We start from the raw sequence: 14,669 nt of genomic DNA on the forward strand, positions 1-14,669 counted from the left end.
GGTTTCATGGCCCGTCGCCCAAACTCCCGCCACTCACTTCGTTCGTTGTGGTCAAACAGTGGGCGACAGTCAGTGCACGAAGCGTGCTGCGCACGCGGGCCATGAAACCAGCCAGCTCCGGCGCCCCGTCCCTATTGGCGCTCCACAGCCTCCCCGCACCCGCCTTCTGCCACCGCCCTGCTTCTGGGGAGGTGACAAGCGAACAAATGAGGATTAAGCCCGGGTTGCACCCGGGCGCGCCATGCGTGTTTTCTGTGCATCGAGCCGCTGGTTCGGCAAAGCCAGCAGCACCTACGAACGTCGCAGGGGGACCACGATCACCAGCGACAGCAGCGCGCCAGCGAGCAGCGGCCACAGCCACCAGCGCGCCGCCCAGCTCGCGTACGGCGTCATGCCCTCGCGGCCTTCGACCGGCGCCTGCAGCACCCCCATCGTCAGCGGCGGCAGCTGGTGCGTGACCCGCCCGGTGTGGTCGATCACCGCCGTCACGCCGGTGTTGGTCGCGCGCAGCATCGGCCGCTGGAACTCGATCGCCCGCATGCGCGAGATGTTCAGGTGCTGCGCCAGCGCGATGGTGTCGCCGAACCAGCCGATGTTGCTGAGGTTCGCGAAGATCGTCGGCGCCCGCTCCGGCTCGCGGAAATGCGCCGCCAGCTCCTCGCCGAACAGATCCTCGTAGCAGATGTTGGGCGCGATGCGCTGGCCCTTCACCTCGAACGACGGCGCCCCGACCGGGCCGCGGTTGAAATCGCCGAGCGGGATGTTCATCAGCTCGGTGAACCAGCGGAAACCGGTCGGGATGAACTCGCCGAACGGCACCAGGTGGTGCTTGTCGTAGCGGTAGAAGCCGCCCGGCCACTTGGCGGTCTCGCGCGACAGCCCGACCGCCGAGTTCGTGTAGCCGGCCTCGAAGCTGCCGAGCGGCACGCCGATCAGCGCCGCCCGGTCGCCGCGCTGGAAGCCGGCAGCGAGCGCGGCCCAGTAGCCCTCGGGCAACTGGTCGGGCAGCAGCGGCACGATGGTCTCGGGCGCGAGGATCAGGTCGCCGCGCGCCGATTGCAGCGTGGTCGCCGCCCACACCAGCGCCTGCGGCAGCTTGTCCTCGGCGAATTTCTCGTCCTGCGCGACGTTCGATTGCAGCAACGACAGCTGCAAACTGCCGCTGCCGCGCGTGAAATTGACCGGCTGCATCGCGGCCAGCCCGCCGACCACCGCCACGCTCGTGATGACGCCCAGCCCGCCCGGCCCGACACCGTTGCGCAAGCCGATCACCGCCAGCGCGCCGAGCAGCGCCGCCACCCAGCCGATGCCGTGCACGCCGATCCACGGCGCCAGCCACGCGAGCGGGCTGTCGACGTGCGCATAGCCCGAGGCCGCCCACGGGAAGCCGGTGAACAACAGCTCGCGCGCCAGCTCGGCCAGCAGCCAGCAGGCGGCGAACACCAGCGCATCGACGACCAGCAGGTTGCGCCGCAGCACGCCGAACAGCGCCATCGCCGCCGCGAAATACAACGCCAGGAAGGCCGACAACGCCACCACCGCAGCGCCCGCCATCCAGGCCGGCAGGCCGCCGTAGCGGTGCATGCTGACGTAGAGCCAGAACGTGCCGGCCACGAACCAGGCCGTCGCGAACGCCCAACCCAGCAGCGCCGCCCGGCGCGGCGAGGCCCGGCTGACCCGGAACGCGAGGCCGGCGACCGCCAGCAACTGCAGGATCCACGCGTGCGTGTAAGTGGCAGCCAGGCTGTGCACCCCGCCGAGCACCAGCACCATCAGCAGGTCCAGGCCGAGGAACATGTTCTCGGAGGCGCCGACCTCGCGGCGGGCGCCCCGGCGGCCGATGCCGGGCGGGGGCGCCGGCGCCTGCGGCTCCACCCGGCTCTGCGTCTTACGCACCGTCTTCGCCCACGGCCGCCTCGGGCGCGCGCGTCACCTTGAACCAGCGCACCGCGCCGCCGCGCGTCAGCATCACCGTGAAGATCAGGCTGCCGACCGGCACCGCCTCGCCGCGGCGCGGCACCCGGCCCAGCTCCTGGGCGACCAGGCCGCCGATGGTGTCGAAATCGTCCAGCGGCAGCACCTCGCCGAAGGATTCGTTGACCGACTCGATCGTGGTGTCGCCGGCCACCCGGTGGCTGCCGTCGGCCAGCGTGTAGATGCCGGATTCGCCGTCCTTGTCGTCGAATTCGTCCTCGATCTCGCCGACGATCTCTTCCAGCACGTCCTCGATCGTGATCAGCCCGGCGGTGTTGCCGAACTCGTCGATCACGATCGCCAGGTGGTTGCGGTTGGAGCGGAAATCGCGCAGCAGCTCGTTCAGGCCCTTCGATTCGGGCACGAACACCGCCGGGCGCAGCAGCGTGCGCAGGTTCAGTTCGGGCGCCCGCTGCAGCTTCAGGAGGTCTTTCGCCATCAGCGTGCCGACGATGTTCTCGCGCTGGCCCTCGAAGACCGGGAAACGGGAATGGCCGGTGCCGATCACGAGCGCCAGCAGTTCGTCGTACGGGGCCTCGATGTCGAGCAGGTCCATGCGCGGGGCGGCCACCATCGCGTCGCCGGCGGTCAGGTCGGCCATGCGGATGACGCCCTCGAGCATCATCCGCGACTCGGGCGCGATCACCTCGCGGTTCTCCGCGTCGGCCAGCGTCGAGATCAGCTCGTCCTTGGAGTCGGGGCCGGGCGACATGAATTCCATCAGCCGCTCGAACAGGCCGCGCTTGTCCGCGGGAGCGGGATGCTTGTCGGCGCTTCGGGAAGATCGACTCGGGTGGGGGTCTGACATCGCGCCGGGGCGAGAGTTCTACAGGGGCAAAAGCTTACTCGAAGCAGGGAGTCACACGGGGTTGACACATCTGATACCTTGAACAAAAGTTTTTCGGCCGCATCTGGCCCGCTTCCTTGTCAAGGACCGACATTCCATGAGCCTCATCCCCGCCACCATCCTGACCGGCTTCCTCGGCTCGGGCAAGACCACGCTGCTCAAGCGCGTGCTGACCGAAGCGCACGGCCAGAAGATCGCCGTGATCGAGAACGAGTTCGGCGACGAGAACATCGACAACGAGATCCTGGTGCAGGACACCCAGGAGCAGATCATCCAGCTGAACAACGGCTGCGTCTGCTGCACGATCCGCGAAGACCTGCGCACCACGCTGAACGACCTGGCCGAGAAGCGCCGCAAGGGTGAACTGAGCTTCGACCGCGTCGTGATCGAGACCACCGGCCTGGCCGACCCCGGCCCGGTCGCCCAGACCTTCTTCATGGACGACGAGATCGCCGAGAGCTACCTGCTCGACTCGATCCTGACCCTGGTCGACGCCAAGCACGCCGAATCCCAGCTCGACACCCGCCAGGAGGCGCGCCGCCAGATCGGCTTCGCCGACCAGATCTTCATCAGCAAGACCGACCTGGTCGACGCCCCGGCGGTCGATGCACTGATCCACCGGATCAAGCACATGAACCCGCGGGCGCCGCAGCGCAAGGTGCACTTCGGCGAGGTGCCGCTGGCCGAGGTGTTCGACCTGCGCGGCTTCAACCTGAACGCCAAGCTCGACATCGACCCCGATTTCCTGAAGGCGGACGACCACGACCACCATCACCACCATGGCCACGATCACGACCATGACCATGACCACGAGCACGGCGAACACTGCGACCACCCGCACCACCATGTGCACGACGACGACGTGAAATCCTTCGTCTTCCGCTCCGACCGGGCGTTCAACCCGGCCAAGCTGGAGGATTTCCTCGGCGCGATCGTGCAGGTCTACGGCCCGAAGATGCTTCGTTACAAGGGCGTGCTCAATATGAAGGGCAGCGACAAGAAGGTGATCTTCCAGGGCGTGCACCAGCTGATGGGCAGCGACCTGGGGCCGGCCTGGGCCAAGGGCGAGAAGAAGACCAGCAAGATGGTGTTCATCGGCCTGGACCTGCCGAAGGAAATCTTCCTGCAGGGGCTGGAGCAGTGCCTCGTGTGACTCCGCTGAAAATCGCATCGAAATTCCCGTCGAGCCGGAAAACAACGTGGCTACAATCCGCGGCGCCCAAGTTTGGCTGCGGGGTGATTGCCCACCCCGCGGAGCGGGTATAACAGCCGTTGCGAGGAGATCTCAGTGACAAAGACCCCGGCCCAGCGAGCAACACCATCCAAGCCAGCGGCCAAAAAGCCTGCCTTGGCTACCAAGACCGCGGTCAAACCAGCTGCCAAGGCCCCGGCCAAGGCAGCCGCTGCGCCGAAGGCGCCAGCCGCCAAGGCACCGGCGGCCAAGCCCGCGGCGAAGGCGGTGCATGCACCGGCCCCGCCGGCCAAGCCGGTCGCCAAGGCGGCCGAGGTGGCCGCGCCGAAGCCAGTGGCCGTCAAGCCGCCGCCCGCCCCCAAGCTCTCCGCCGCCGCCCGGGCATCGGCAGCGGCCTCTTCACCGGCCCCGATTCCACCGGCCACGTCCCGTTTCGCAGACCGCTTCGCGCCTCCGCGGCCGCCCACCCGACAGATGAATTCTCTTGTGACCGACATTTCCAAGCACGAACACAAAGCCGACCCGAAGCTCGCCAACGCCTGGAAGAGCAAGCCGGGCGAAGCCCTGACCGACGACGAGCTGCAGGCCATGCCCGACAGCGAGTACATGAACGAGAAGCAGCTGGCCTTCTTCAAGGCCCGGCTGCAGCAGCTGAAGGACGATCTGCTCAGCAACGCCGGCGAAACCACCGAGCATCTGCGCGAAGACACCTCGATCGTCCCCGATCCTGCCGATCGCGCGACCATCGAGGAAGAGCACGCGCTCGAGCTGCGCACCCGCGACCGTGAGCGCAAGCTTCTGAAGAAAATCTCACAGTCGCTGGGCCGCATCGAGGCCGGTGACTATGGTTTCTGCGACGAAACTGGCGAACCGATCGGATTGGGCCGCCTGATCGCACGGCCGACCGCTACACTGTCCCTCGAAGCCCAGCAACGGCGCGAGCTCAAGCAGAAGATGTTCGGCGACTGACAGAATCCTTTCGCGCACCCCGTCACCCGACATGTCGGATCAGAAAGACAACACCAGCTTCTTCCGAAAGGTTGTCAAGTTCGTGGCCAACCCGGCCACGGACTGGGCGCAGCTCGGCACCCCCACGGAAGAAGCCCGCGAGAGCGAATACGCCAAGTCCGAGCTGAAGGCGATGATCGAGCGCAAGCGGCGCAACGATTTCGTCCGCAAGCGCGAATTCGACATGCTGCGCAAGGTGCGCCGCGAAGGCCTGACCAGCGAACAGCTGGCAGCGCTGGGCGGATCCTCCCGCCTCGACGACTCCGAAGCCCGCATGCAGGACAGCGGTGCCAAGCCGGATGTCGGCGTGAAGGCCAAGATCGACGAGATCGAGCAGCAGATGGTCGGTGACGGCCTCGCCTCGCCGTCGCGCCRCCCGCCCTCTTTCTACGACGCACCGACCCAGCCGGCCGCCATCGGCTACGCGGCGACCGAGCCCGACCAGAGCCGCATCCGCCCCGAGCCGGCCCGTGCGAACGGTGCGCGCCCGCCCGCAGCCAACCCGGTCACCCCCGCCCGCCCGCCTGCCGGCGCGCCGGCCACGGTCGTGATGGGCGCCGGCCTGTCGCCGTTGTCGCCGCTGAACCTCGACATCGGCGGCGGCGACCTGGGCAGCCCGTATGCGGTGGAAGTGAGCGAAGTCGCCCACGACCCCGAACTCGACGAAGCGGTGATCGCGTTCGCGAATGCCGATTTCGAGAGCTGCGAATCCTCGCTCGCCGCGCTGACCGGCCAGGGCGGCCCGCGCGCCCAGCACGCCGAGACCTGGCTGGCGCTGTTCGACCTGTACCGCGCGATCGGCCAGCACCACAAGTTCGAGAGCCTCGCGATCGACTACGCCCAGCAGTTCGGCTGGTCGGCGCCGCAGTGGTTCTCGATGCCCAAGCTGGTGGCCGAGGCCGCTGGCGAAGAGCGCCGCCCCAGCTCGCGCATCGACGGCCAGGTCGGCTGGGTGTGCCCGAGCATCGTCGATGCCGACGCGGTGGCCCGGTTGCGCTCGCAATCGCTGCAGATGCCGCTGCCGTGGGTGTTCGACTGGAGCTCGCTGCAAAGCATCGACGCCGAGGCCTGCGCGCGCATGAGCGAGCTGTTCCGCGGCTGGATCAACGAGCCGCTCGACATGCGCTGGCTCGGCGGCGACCGCCTGATGCAGGTGCTGCAGGATGCGGCGCCCACCGGCGTGCGCGATGCCGACCCCGTCTTCTGGCAGCTGCGCCTCGATGCGCTGCGCATGGCCAACCGCGCCGACCAGTTCGACGAAGCGGCCATCGACTACTGCGTCACCTACGAGGTGTCGCCGCCGTCGTGGGAGAGCGCGAAATGCCAGGTGCGCATCAGCGGCTCGAACATGAGCACGCAGTCGCCGCCGATGTCGGTCGTCAGCGATGTGTCCACCAGCTTCCTCGAATCGCAGATGCCCGACGAACCGGGCGTGCAGGTCGCGGGGGTCGAGCTGTCCGGCCAGCTGGTCGGTGACATCGGTGCCACGCTGACGAAGATGAACGACGAACTGGGCCATGCCGAGGTCGTCAACGTCTCCTGCGCCCGGCTGATCCGCGTCGACTTCATCGCGGCCGGCGACCTGCTGAACTGGGTGCTGGCGCGCCGCGGCGAGAACCGCTCGGTGACCTTCTCCGAAGCGCACCGCCTCGTCGCGCTGTTCTTCGGCGCGATGGGCATCAACGAGCACGCCAAGGTCAAGGTCCGCGTGGTCTGAATCCCGGGTCACAATCTTCGGCTTGAAGCCTCGCGCTTCGCCCGAATCTGAGACCCCATGGATCAATACCACGGCACCACCATCCTGAGCGTGCGGCGCGGCAACCTGGTCGCGCTCGGCGGCGACGGCCAGGTCACCCTCGGCAACGTCGTCGTCAAGGCCACGGCCCGCAAGGTGCGCAAGCTGTACCGCGACCAGGTGCTCGCCGGCTTCGCCGGGGCCACCGCCGACGCCTTCACCCTCTTCGAACGCTTCGAGGCCAAGCTCGAGAAGCACCAGGGCCACCTGGTGCGCGCCGCGATCGAGCTGACCAAGGACTGGCGCACCGACCGCGTGCTGCGCCGCCTCGAGGCCATGCTCGCCGTGGCCGACAAGGAGGCCTCGCTGATCATCACCGGCAACGGCGACGTGCTCGAGCCCGAGAAGGGCATCGTCGCGATCGGCTCCGGCGGCTCGTACGCGCAAGCCGCGGCGATCGCGTTGCTGGAGCACACCGACCTGCCGCCGCAGGACATCGTCAAGCGCTCGCTCGAGATCGCCGGCGACCTGTGCATCTACACGAACCAGAACCACACGATCGAAATCCTGGGCGAAAGCACCCGATGAGTTCCATGACCCCGCAAGAGATCGTTTCTGAACTCGACCACCACATCGTCGGCCAGGCCGGCGCCAAGCGCGCGGTCGCGATCGCGCTGCGCAACCGCTGGCGCCGCCAGCAGGTCGACGGCGCGCTGCGCGGCGAGATCACGCCGAAGAACATCCTGATGATCGGCCCGACCGGCGTCGGCAAGACCGAGATCGCGCGCCGGCTCGCCAAGCTGGCCGATGCGCCGTTCATCAAGGTCGAGGCGACCAAGTTCACCGAGGTCGGCTACGTCGGCAAGGACGTCGACACCATCATCCGCGACCTGGTCGACATGGCCGTCAAGCAGGAGCGCGAGACGCAGATCAAGCGCCAGCGCGTGCGTGCCGAAGACGCCGCCGAAGACCGCGTGCTCGACATCCTGGTGCCGCCGCCGCGCGCCGCGAGCAGCGATTTCGGCCTGACGCCGACCACGCCGGCCGMGCCGGCGGCCGACAACACCGCGCGCCAGGTGATGCGCAAGCGGCTGCGCGAAGGCTCGCTCGACGACAAGGAGATCGAGATCGAGGTGGCCGACACCAAGCCGACGCTCGACATCATCGGCCCGCCCGGCATGGACGAGATGGCCGAGCAGCTGAAGGGCATGTTCGCGAACCTCGGCCAGGGCAAGCGCAAGCTGCGCAAGCTGAAGATCGGCGAGGCGCTGAAGCTGCTGGTCGACGACGAGGCGGCCAAACTCGTCAACGAGGACGAGATCAAGACCGCGGCGCTGCACAACACCGAGCAGAACGGCATCGTGTTCCTCGACGAGATCGACAAGGTCGCGTCGCGCAACGAATCGAGCGGCGCCGATGTCTCGCGCCAGGGCGTGCAGCGCGACCTGCTGCCGCTGGTCGAGGGCACCACCGTCAACACCAAGTACGGCATGGTGAAGACCGACCACATCCTGTTCATCGCGTCGGGCGCCTTCCACCTGAGCAAGCCGAGCGACCTGATCCCCGAGCTGCAGGGGCGTTTTCCGATCCGCGTCGAGCTCGGCTCGCTGAGCGTCGACGATTTCGAGGCCATCCTGACGCAGACGCACGCGAGCCTCGTCAAGCAGTACCAGGCGCTGCTCGCGACCGAGGGCGTCACGCTCGAGCTGCGGCCCGACGCCATCCGCCGCCTGGCGCAGATCGCCTTCGACGTCAACGAGCGCACCGAGAACATCGGCGCGCGGCGCCTGTCGACGGTGATGGAGCGGCTGCTCGACGAGGTCAGCTTCGACGCGCCGAAGCTCGCCGGCCAGACGGTGTCGATCGGCGCGGCCGAGGTCGACGCGAAGCTCGGCGAACTGGCGAAGAACGAAGACCTGTCGCGCTACATCCTCTGAGCCTGCGCGGCCGCCTCGCGCCGCCAGGCGCCGGGCGGCAGGCCGGTGACGCGCTTGAACGCCTTGTTGAAGGCCGGCTCGGAGTCGTAGCCCACCTGGGCCGCGATGCCCGCGAGCGGTGCATCGCCGGCCCGCAGCAGGCAGCCGGCCCGGAACATCCGCCAGCGCGTCAGGTACTCAAGCGGCGGCTCGCCCACCTGCTGGCGGAAACGCTGCGCGAACGCCGAGCGCGACAGGCCGGCCACCGACGCCAGTTCGTCGACGGTCCAGGCCCGCGCGAGTTCATGGTGCATGCGGCGCAAGGCCGCGCCGATGCGGCGATCGGCCCACGCCGTCAGCCAGCTCGCACCCGCCCCCTCGTCCAGCGCAACGGCCTGCGCATGCGAGCGCACCGCATGCACGAACAGCACATCGGCGAGCCGGCTGATCACGGTGCCGGAACCGAGCGCGGGCGAGCCGGTCTCGACCGCGAGCATCTGCAGCGTGGCCTCGAGCAGCCGGCTGCGGTCGTCGTCCAGCCGCGCCAGCAGCAGCGCGGGGATCAGCTCGACCAGCGGCTTCGCCGCCAGCGCATCGAATTCGAACCAGCCGGTGATCACGGTGGCCGGTGCGCCACCGCCGCCCAGCGTCACGACACCGCCGACGTGGTCGCGCACCGTCTCGCTGCACGGCCGCGTCGCGGAACCGGGGGCGTCGCTCAGCACGTAGCGCGAGCCGCGCGCCATCACGAAGCAATCGCCCGCCGCCAGCGCGACCAGCGGCCCGGCACCGTCGAGCTGCAACAACGCACTGCCCCGCACGACGAGCCCGAAGCGGGCCATGCGGCCGGCCGCGAAATCCAGCCCCCAGGGCGCGCTCAGTTCGAGCCGTGCGTACAACGCGCTGCGCACCCGCATCGCGGCAAAGATGTCATCGAGGGGATCCATCGCTCTTTGGACGGCCAGACAAGAGATCGAGCGTAGCAGGCATTCATCGTCCTGAATCTGGCTTCCAGAATGGACGTATCCACTCTGGACGAGATCACGATGCGAAGCCTTCACCTGGATGCCGACCACCCCGCAGCGCCCCTGGTGGTGCGAGACACGCCAGCGCAACCGATCGGCCCCACCGATGTGCGCGTGCGCGTGCACGCGGTGTCGCTGAACCGGCGCGACCTGATGATCCGCGCCGGCACCTACCCGGTTCCGTTGACGCCGGGGGTCGTGCCGGTCAGCGACGGTGCGGGTGAGGTGATCGAGGTGGGCCGCGCGGTGACGCGTTTCGGGGTCGGCGATCGCGTGACCAGCAGCTATTTCCCGCAGTGGACCGAGGGCCGGCTGAGCCTGGCGCAGGCGATGCAGCAGACCGGCTGCAGCCTGCCGGGCTGGCTGGCCGACGACGTGGTGGTCGACGAAGCATCGGTGCTCGCGATGCCCGCGCACCTCGGCTTCGACGAGGCGGCCACGCTGCCGTGCGCCGGGCTGACCGCCTGGAACGGCCTGACCGGCGGCCGCCCGGTGCGCGCCGGCAGCACGGTGCTGACGCTCGGYGCCGGCAGCGTCGCGGTGTTCGCGATCCAGTTCGCGAAGGCGCTCGGTGCCCGCGTGATCGCGACGACTTCCAGCGACGACAAGGCGGCGCGGCTGAGGTCGCTCGGCGCGGACGAGGTCGTCGACTACCGGCAGCAGGCCGACTGGGACCGCGAGGTGCTGCGCCTGACCGACGGCCGCGGCGCCGACCATGTGATCGAGGCGGTCGGGCCGGCCACGCTGGAGCGCTCGTTGCGCTGCGCCGCGTGGGATGCCGACATCGGCTTGATGGGCGTGTTCGGCACCGACGACGCCCGCCTCGACCCGCGCGCCTTCAGCGGCCGGCTGCTGACGCTGCGCCGCCTTGCCGTCGGCAGCCGCAGCGACTTCGAGGCGATGAACCGGCTGATCAGCGCGCACCGGCTGAGGCCGGTGATCGACCGCGTGTTCCCGATCGATCAGGCCGAGGCCGCCTACCGGCACCTGGCCGACGGCGCGCACCTCGGCAAGGTGGTCATCCGCGTGAGCGGCTGATCACGGCGCCGGGATCACAGCGCCAGCCGATGCGACTGCAGCTCCAGCAGCCCGTCGAAGATCAGCGTGTCGACCGTCTCGAACGGCAGCGGCACGATCGGCGCCAGCTTCACGGCCGCGCCGCCGGTCATGATCAGCGCCGGCGCCTGCCCGGTGCGCTCGCGCAGCTTGCCGGCCATGCGCTCGATCGCGCCGGCCATCGCATGCGCGCCGCCGCTCATCAGCGCATCGCTGGTGTTGGTCGGGAAATCGACCACCTCGCCGGTCGGAGCCTTCAGGCCCGCGGTGCCCATCTCGAGGGCGCGCAGCATCAGCCCGAAGCCCGGCAGGATCACGCCGCCGATGAAGCGGCCGGTTTCATCCAGCGCATCGACGGTGACCGCCGTGCCCACCATCACCACCAGCGCCGGCCGCGGCGCACCGGCCGCCCGCACCCGCTGCCAGGCGCCGATCAACGCGACCCAGCGGTCGGTGCCGAGGCGGTTCGGGTGGTCATAGCCGTTGGTGACGCCGGCGGCATGCGCGGTCGAGACCACCCAGCGCGGCTCGATCTGCCAGTGCGCGAGCTGCTCCAGCTGCTCCTCGACCTCGCGCCGGATGCCCTCGCCGGCCACCACGCAGCCCAGCATGCTGCTCGGTGGCGGCAGGTTCTTCCATTCGGTGTCGGCCAGCCGGTCGATGGTTTCGAGGAAGACGGCGCCGTGCGCCAGCAGCCGCGCGCCCGGTTGCGGACTGCTGTAGTGCGCCCACTTGAGCCGCGTGTTGCCGATGTCGATGGCCAGGAACGTCATGGCCGCAAGGGTAACCGCTGCCGCCCGGGCGACAGGCCGGCGGCCGGCAAACCCGGGAAAGTCCCGGGCCCGCGGGCCGGCCGCTTCAGGCCGCCGATGGCGAGTTGACGGTGCGCAGCAGGTCGCGCGCGCGGGCGATCGTCTGGGCGGCCCAGATGCCCTTGAACGGCTTGGTGATGCGTTGCTCCACCTCGTCGAGCAGCGCCTCGATGTCGTTGCGCGAACGCGCACGCTTCAGGCGCATCAGCGTCAGCGAGCCGGCGACCGGCGCCTCGGCCTTCACGGCGCGCATCAGGATCGCGCGCGCTTCGTCGAGCGCGGCATCGGCTTCGTCCAGCGGCGCCAGGTCGGAGATCGGCAGGTCGCCGAGCATCGAATCGGTGAGCACCGACTCCGGCTGCAGGCTCAGCGATGGCGGCAACGGGCCGGAGACGGTGTCCAGCGGCAGGTCGACATCGAGCGGTGCCAGGCCGGAATTGCCCTGCATCGACCCGGTGCCCTGCGTGAACATGATCAAGCCCATGGCCACCAGCTCGTCGAAGATCTGGTCGGGCACGCCCGCCTGCACGGCAAGCTGCCGCACCTGGCTCTCGCGCCTTCGACCATCGACCAGCAGCAAGACCGTGCGATGCCGCTGTCCCAGTTTTCGTTGTCGACTGCCCAACTCGTCGACGCCTTCTGGCGTCTTCACGGGGATATTGATGCTCGGCACGGAACCACTCCTGATGTTCTGCCCTGGCGCCCCCTCCGGCGCCGTACTTCTGAACGGCGCGATTGTGCCGCCGGAATCGGGTCGGGTAGACCATGATTCCCCGCAACGGAGTGCGGCCGCCCGCCGCGAAGTATCGGCGATACACTCGCGATTGACGTATACGTCAATTGCAACGAACGGAGTCCACGTGACGACCAAGGCACCGGATGGGGCGGATTTCCAGTATGCGGACGCCGGGAGCAAGAAGCGCGCCTTCGACCTCTTCGCGATCGATCCCGGCGCGAAGCCGTTCTCGACCGGCGACAAGGCGGCCGACAAGGCCGCGGTCGACGCGCTGGCACTGGAGCTCGACGAACTGCAGAACCTGTTCTATGCCGACCGCCGCTTCAAGCTGCTGGTGGTGCTGCAGGGCACCGACACCAGCGGCAAGGACGGCACGCTGCGCGGCGTGTTCGGCCAGATGAGCGCGCTGGGCGTGCAGACGGTCGGCTGGAAGGCGCCGACCGCCCCGGAGCGCGACCACGACTACCTGTGGCGCATCCACCAGAAGGTGCCGGGTGCCGGCGAGGTGATGGTCTTCAACCGCAGCCACTATGAAGACGTGCTGGTGCCGGTGGTGAACGGCTGGATCACGCCGCAGCAGGCGCGCCAGCGCTACGCCCACATCAACGACTTCGAGCGCATGCTGGCCGAGACCGGCACCGTGGTGCTGAAGTTCATGCTGCACATCTCGAAGGACGAGCAGCGCGCCCGGCTGCAGGAGCGGCTGGACGACCCGACCAAGAACTGGAAGTTCGCGCCCGACGACCTCACCGTGCGCAAGCAGTGGAAGGCCTACCAGCAGGCGTATGCCGATGCGATCGCGGCCACCGGCACGCGCTGGGCCCCGTGGACCGTGGTGCCGGCCGATTCGAAGACGCACCGCAACCTGATGATCGCGACGCTGGTGAAGCGCGCGCTGGTCGGGTTGAAGCTGCGCTACCCGCCGGCCAGCGACGACCTCGCGAAGCTGCGCGTGCGCTGACACGGAGACGACCGCATGACTGACTTGTCCGCCGAGTTCAAGGCTTTGGCCGCCTATCGTCCAACGCACAAGGTGCGCTTCGTCACTGCCGCGAGCCTGTTCGACGGCCACGACGCGGCGATCAACATCATGCGGCGCATCCTGCAGGGCATGGGCGCCGAGGTGATCCACCTGGGACACAACCGCTCGGTCGACGAGGTGGTCACCGCGGCGCTGCAGGAAGACGTGCAGGGCATCGCGATCAGCAGCTACCAGGGCGGGCATGTCGAGTACTTCAAGTACATGGTCGACCTGCTGCGCGAGCGCGGCGGCGCGCACATCCAGGTGTTCGGCGGCGGCGGCGGCGTGATCGTGCCGGCCGAGATCGCCGAACTGCAGCGCTACGGCGTGAGCCGCATCTACAGCCCCGAAGACGGCCAGCGCATGGGCCTGCAGGGAATGATCGGCGAGATGGTGATGCGCTGCGACAAGGATCTGTCGCCGCACGCGCCGGCCGCGCTGGCGGCGATCCAGGGCCGCGGCGAGCCGCAGCGGCGTGCGCTCGCACAGCTGATCACCGCGCTCGAGAACGGCGCCGTGCCCGAGGCGCTGAAGGCCGAGTTGCACGCCGTCGCGAAGCAGAACGTGACGCCGGTGCTCGGCATCACCGGCACCGGCGGCGCCGGCAAGAGCTCGCTGACCGACGAGCTGATCCGCCGGTTGCGCCTGGACCAGGGCGATGCCTTGCACGTCGCGGTGATCAGCATCGACCCGTCGCGCCGCAAGAGTGGCGGCGCGCTGCTGGGCGACCGCATCCGCATGAACGCGATCGCGCCGTGGCGCTCCGGCCAGCGGGTCTTCATGCGCAGCCTGGCCACGCGCGATTTCGGCAGCGAGATCAGCCAGGCCCTGCCCGACGTGCTGGCCGCGTGCCGCGCCGCCGGCTTCGACCTGGTGATCGTCGAGACCTCCGGCATCGGCCAGGGCGATGCGGCGATCGTGCCGCTGGTCGACGTGCCGATGTACGTGATGACGCCGGAGTTCGGCGCCGCGAGCCAGCTCGAGAAGATCGACATGCTCGACTTCGCCGAGTTCGTCGCGATCAACAAGTTCGACCGCAAGGGCGCGGCCGATGCGCTGCGCGACGTGGCCAAGCAGGTGCAGCGCAACCGCGAGGCCTGGGGCACGCGGCCCGACGAGATGCCGGTGTTCGGCACGATGGCCAGCCGCTTCAACGACGACGGCGTGACCGCGCTGTACCAGGCGCTGCTGCCGCGGCTGGCGGCCCTGGGCATGCCGGTGCGCGAGGGCGTGCTGCCGCCGGCCGCGACGCGCCACAGCACCCACCAGGTGCCGATCGTGCCCGGCGCGCGCGTGCGCTACCTGGCCGAGATCAGCGACACGGTGCGCGGCTACAAGCAGCACGCG

General features: G+C 69.0%; 13 protein-coding genes. 8 read left to right on the plus strand and 5 right to left on the minus strand.

What is annotated here, in order from left to right; all coding sequences use genetic code 11:
• Positions 1-291: 291 nt before the first annotated feature.
• Positions 292-1,896 (minus strand): apolipoprotein N-acyltransferase, encoded by a 1,605-nt coding sequence (gene lnt / locus AC1DXV_RS22260; RefSeq protein ID WP_477865231.1) that lies wholly within the window; start codon positions 1,894-1,896, stop codon positions 292-294.
• Positions 1,889-2,782 carry a CorC family transporter gene (locus AC1DXV_RS22265; protein ID WP_477865232.1) on the minus strand — a complete coding sequence of 298 codons (894 nt, stop codon included), beginning with the start codon at positions 2,780-2,782 and terminating at the stop codon, positions 1,889-1,891. The genes lnt and AC1DXV_RS22265 overlap by 8 nt, the downstream gene beginning before the upstream one ends.
• 136 nt (positions 2,783-2,918) lie before the next feature.
• Between AC1DXV_RS22265 and AC1DXV_RS22270 the strand changes: the two genes are divergently transcribed.
• The 5 genes from AC1DXV_RS22270 to hslU all read left to right on the plus strand — a co-directional run bounded on the left by AC1DXV_RS22270 (position 2,919) and on the right by hslU (position 8,693).
• The gene (locus AC1DXV_RS22270; protein WP_047509974.1) at positions 2,919-3,974 is read left to right on the plus strand and encodes a CobW family GTP-binding protein; all 1,056 of its coding nucleotides are present in this window, start codon (positions 2,919-2,921) and stop codon (positions 3,972-3,974) included.
• A gap of 195 nt (positions 3,975-4,169) precedes the next feature.
• The gene (dksA, locus tag AC1DXV_RS22275; RefSeq protein ID WP_477865233.1) at positions 4,170-4,982 is read left to right on the plus strand and encodes an RNA polymerase-binding protein DksA; all 813 of its coding nucleotides are present in this window, start codon (positions 4,170-4,172) and stop codon (positions 4,980-4,982) included.
• Between the two features lie 31 nt (positions 4,983-5,013).
• Complete coding sequence (locus tag AC1DXV_RS22280) at positions 5,014-6,738, plus strand: hypothetical protein (RefSeq protein WP_477935583.1); 1,725 nt, start codon at positions 5,014-5,016, stop codon at positions 6,736-6,738.
• A 57-nt stretch (positions 6,739-6,795) separates the two neighbouring features.
• Positions 6,796-7,344: an ATP-dependent protease subunit HslV gene (gene hslV / locus AC1DXV_RS22285; RefSeq protein WP_477865235.1), complete on the plus strand. Its 549-nt coding sequence runs from the start codon at positions 6,796-6,798 to the stop codon at positions 7,342-7,344.
• A complete protein-coding gene (gene hslU / locus AC1DXV_RS22290) occupies positions 7,341-8,693 on the plus strand; it encodes an ATP-dependent protease ATPase subunit HslU (protein ID WP_477935585.1) in 1,353 nt (450 codons plus the stop codon). The genes hslV and hslU overlap by 4 nt, the downstream gene beginning before the upstream one ends.
• Here the strand turns inward: hslU and AC1DXV_RS22295 are convergent.
• Entirely contained in the window at positions 8,681-9,619 is a 939-nt protein-coding gene (locus AC1DXV_RS22295) for an AraC family transcriptional regulator (RefSeq protein ID WP_477865237.1), read from the minus strand. The two genes, hslU and AC1DXV_RS22295, sit on opposite strands and share 13 nt — an antisense overlap.
• A gap of 99 nt (positions 9,620-9,718) precedes the next feature.
• Between AC1DXV_RS22295 and AC1DXV_RS22300 the strand changes: the two genes are divergently transcribed.
• Entirely contained in the window at positions 9,719-10,735 is a 1,017-nt protein-coding gene (locus AC1DXV_RS22300) for a zinc-dependent alcohol dehydrogenase family protein (RefSeq protein WP_477865238.1), read from the plus strand.
• A 14-nt stretch (positions 10,736-10,749) separates the two neighbouring features.
• On the opposite strand, the gene AC1DXV_RS22305 is transcribed toward AC1DXV_RS22300, so the two are convergent.
• Both AC1DXV_RS22305 and AC1DXV_RS22310 read right to left on the minus strand, forming a co-directional pair.
• The gene (locus AC1DXV_RS22305; protein WP_477865239.1) at positions 10,750-11,526 is read right to left on the minus strand and encodes a type III pantothenate kinase; all 777 of its coding nucleotides are present in this window, start codon (positions 11,524-11,526) and stop codon (positions 10,750-10,752) included.
• Between the two features lie 85 nt (positions 11,527-11,611).
• On the minus strand, positions 11,612-12,217 hold the full coding sequence (locus tag AC1DXV_RS22310) for a hypothetical protein (protein WP_477935587.1): 606 nt from the start codon (positions 12,215-12,217) through the stop codon (positions 11,612-11,614).
• A gap of 208 nt (positions 12,218-12,425) precedes the next feature.
• Between AC1DXV_RS22310 and AC1DXV_RS22315 the strand changes: the two genes are divergently transcribed.
• Both AC1DXV_RS22315 and AC1DXV_RS22320 read left to right on the plus strand, forming a co-directional pair.
• Complete coding sequence (locus AC1DXV_RS22315) at positions 12,426-13,262, plus strand: PPK2 family polyphosphate kinase (protein WP_477935589.1); 837 nt, start codon at positions 12,426-12,428, stop codon at positions 13,260-13,262.
• 15 nt (positions 13,263-13,277) lie between these two features.
• Positions 13,278-14,669 (plus strand): cobalamin-dependent protein (locus AC1DXV_RS22320; protein ID WP_477935591.1); only part of this gene is annotated, 1,392 nt, incomplete at its 3' end.

Source organism: Rhizobacter sp. P3_C12 (genome assembly GCF_056402735.1).

What these genes read in the sequence shown, in the direction of transcription:
- AC1DXV_RS22265 (WP_477865232.1), bottom strand. Translation starts at nt 2,782, where the DNA reads ATGTCAGACCCCCACCCGAGTCGATCTTCCCGAAGCGCCGACAAGCAT.
- AC1DXV_RS22270 (WP_047509974.1), top strand. Translation starts at nt 2,919, where the DNA reads ATGAGCCTCATCCCCGCCACCATCCTGACCGGCTTCCTCGGCTCGGGC.
- hslV (WP_477865235.1), top strand. Translation starts at nt 6,796, where the DNA reads ATGGATCAATACCACGGCACCACCATCCTGAGCGTGCGGCGCGGCAAC.
- AC1DXV_RS22295 (WP_477865237.1), bottom strand. Translation starts at nt 9,619, where the DNA reads ATGGATCCCCTCGATGACATCTTTGCCGCGATGCGGGTGCGCAGCGCG.
- AC1DXV_RS22305 (WP_477865239.1), bottom strand. Translation starts at nt 11,526, where the DNA reads ATGACGTTCCTGGCCATCGACATCGGCAACACGCGGCTCAAGTGGGCG.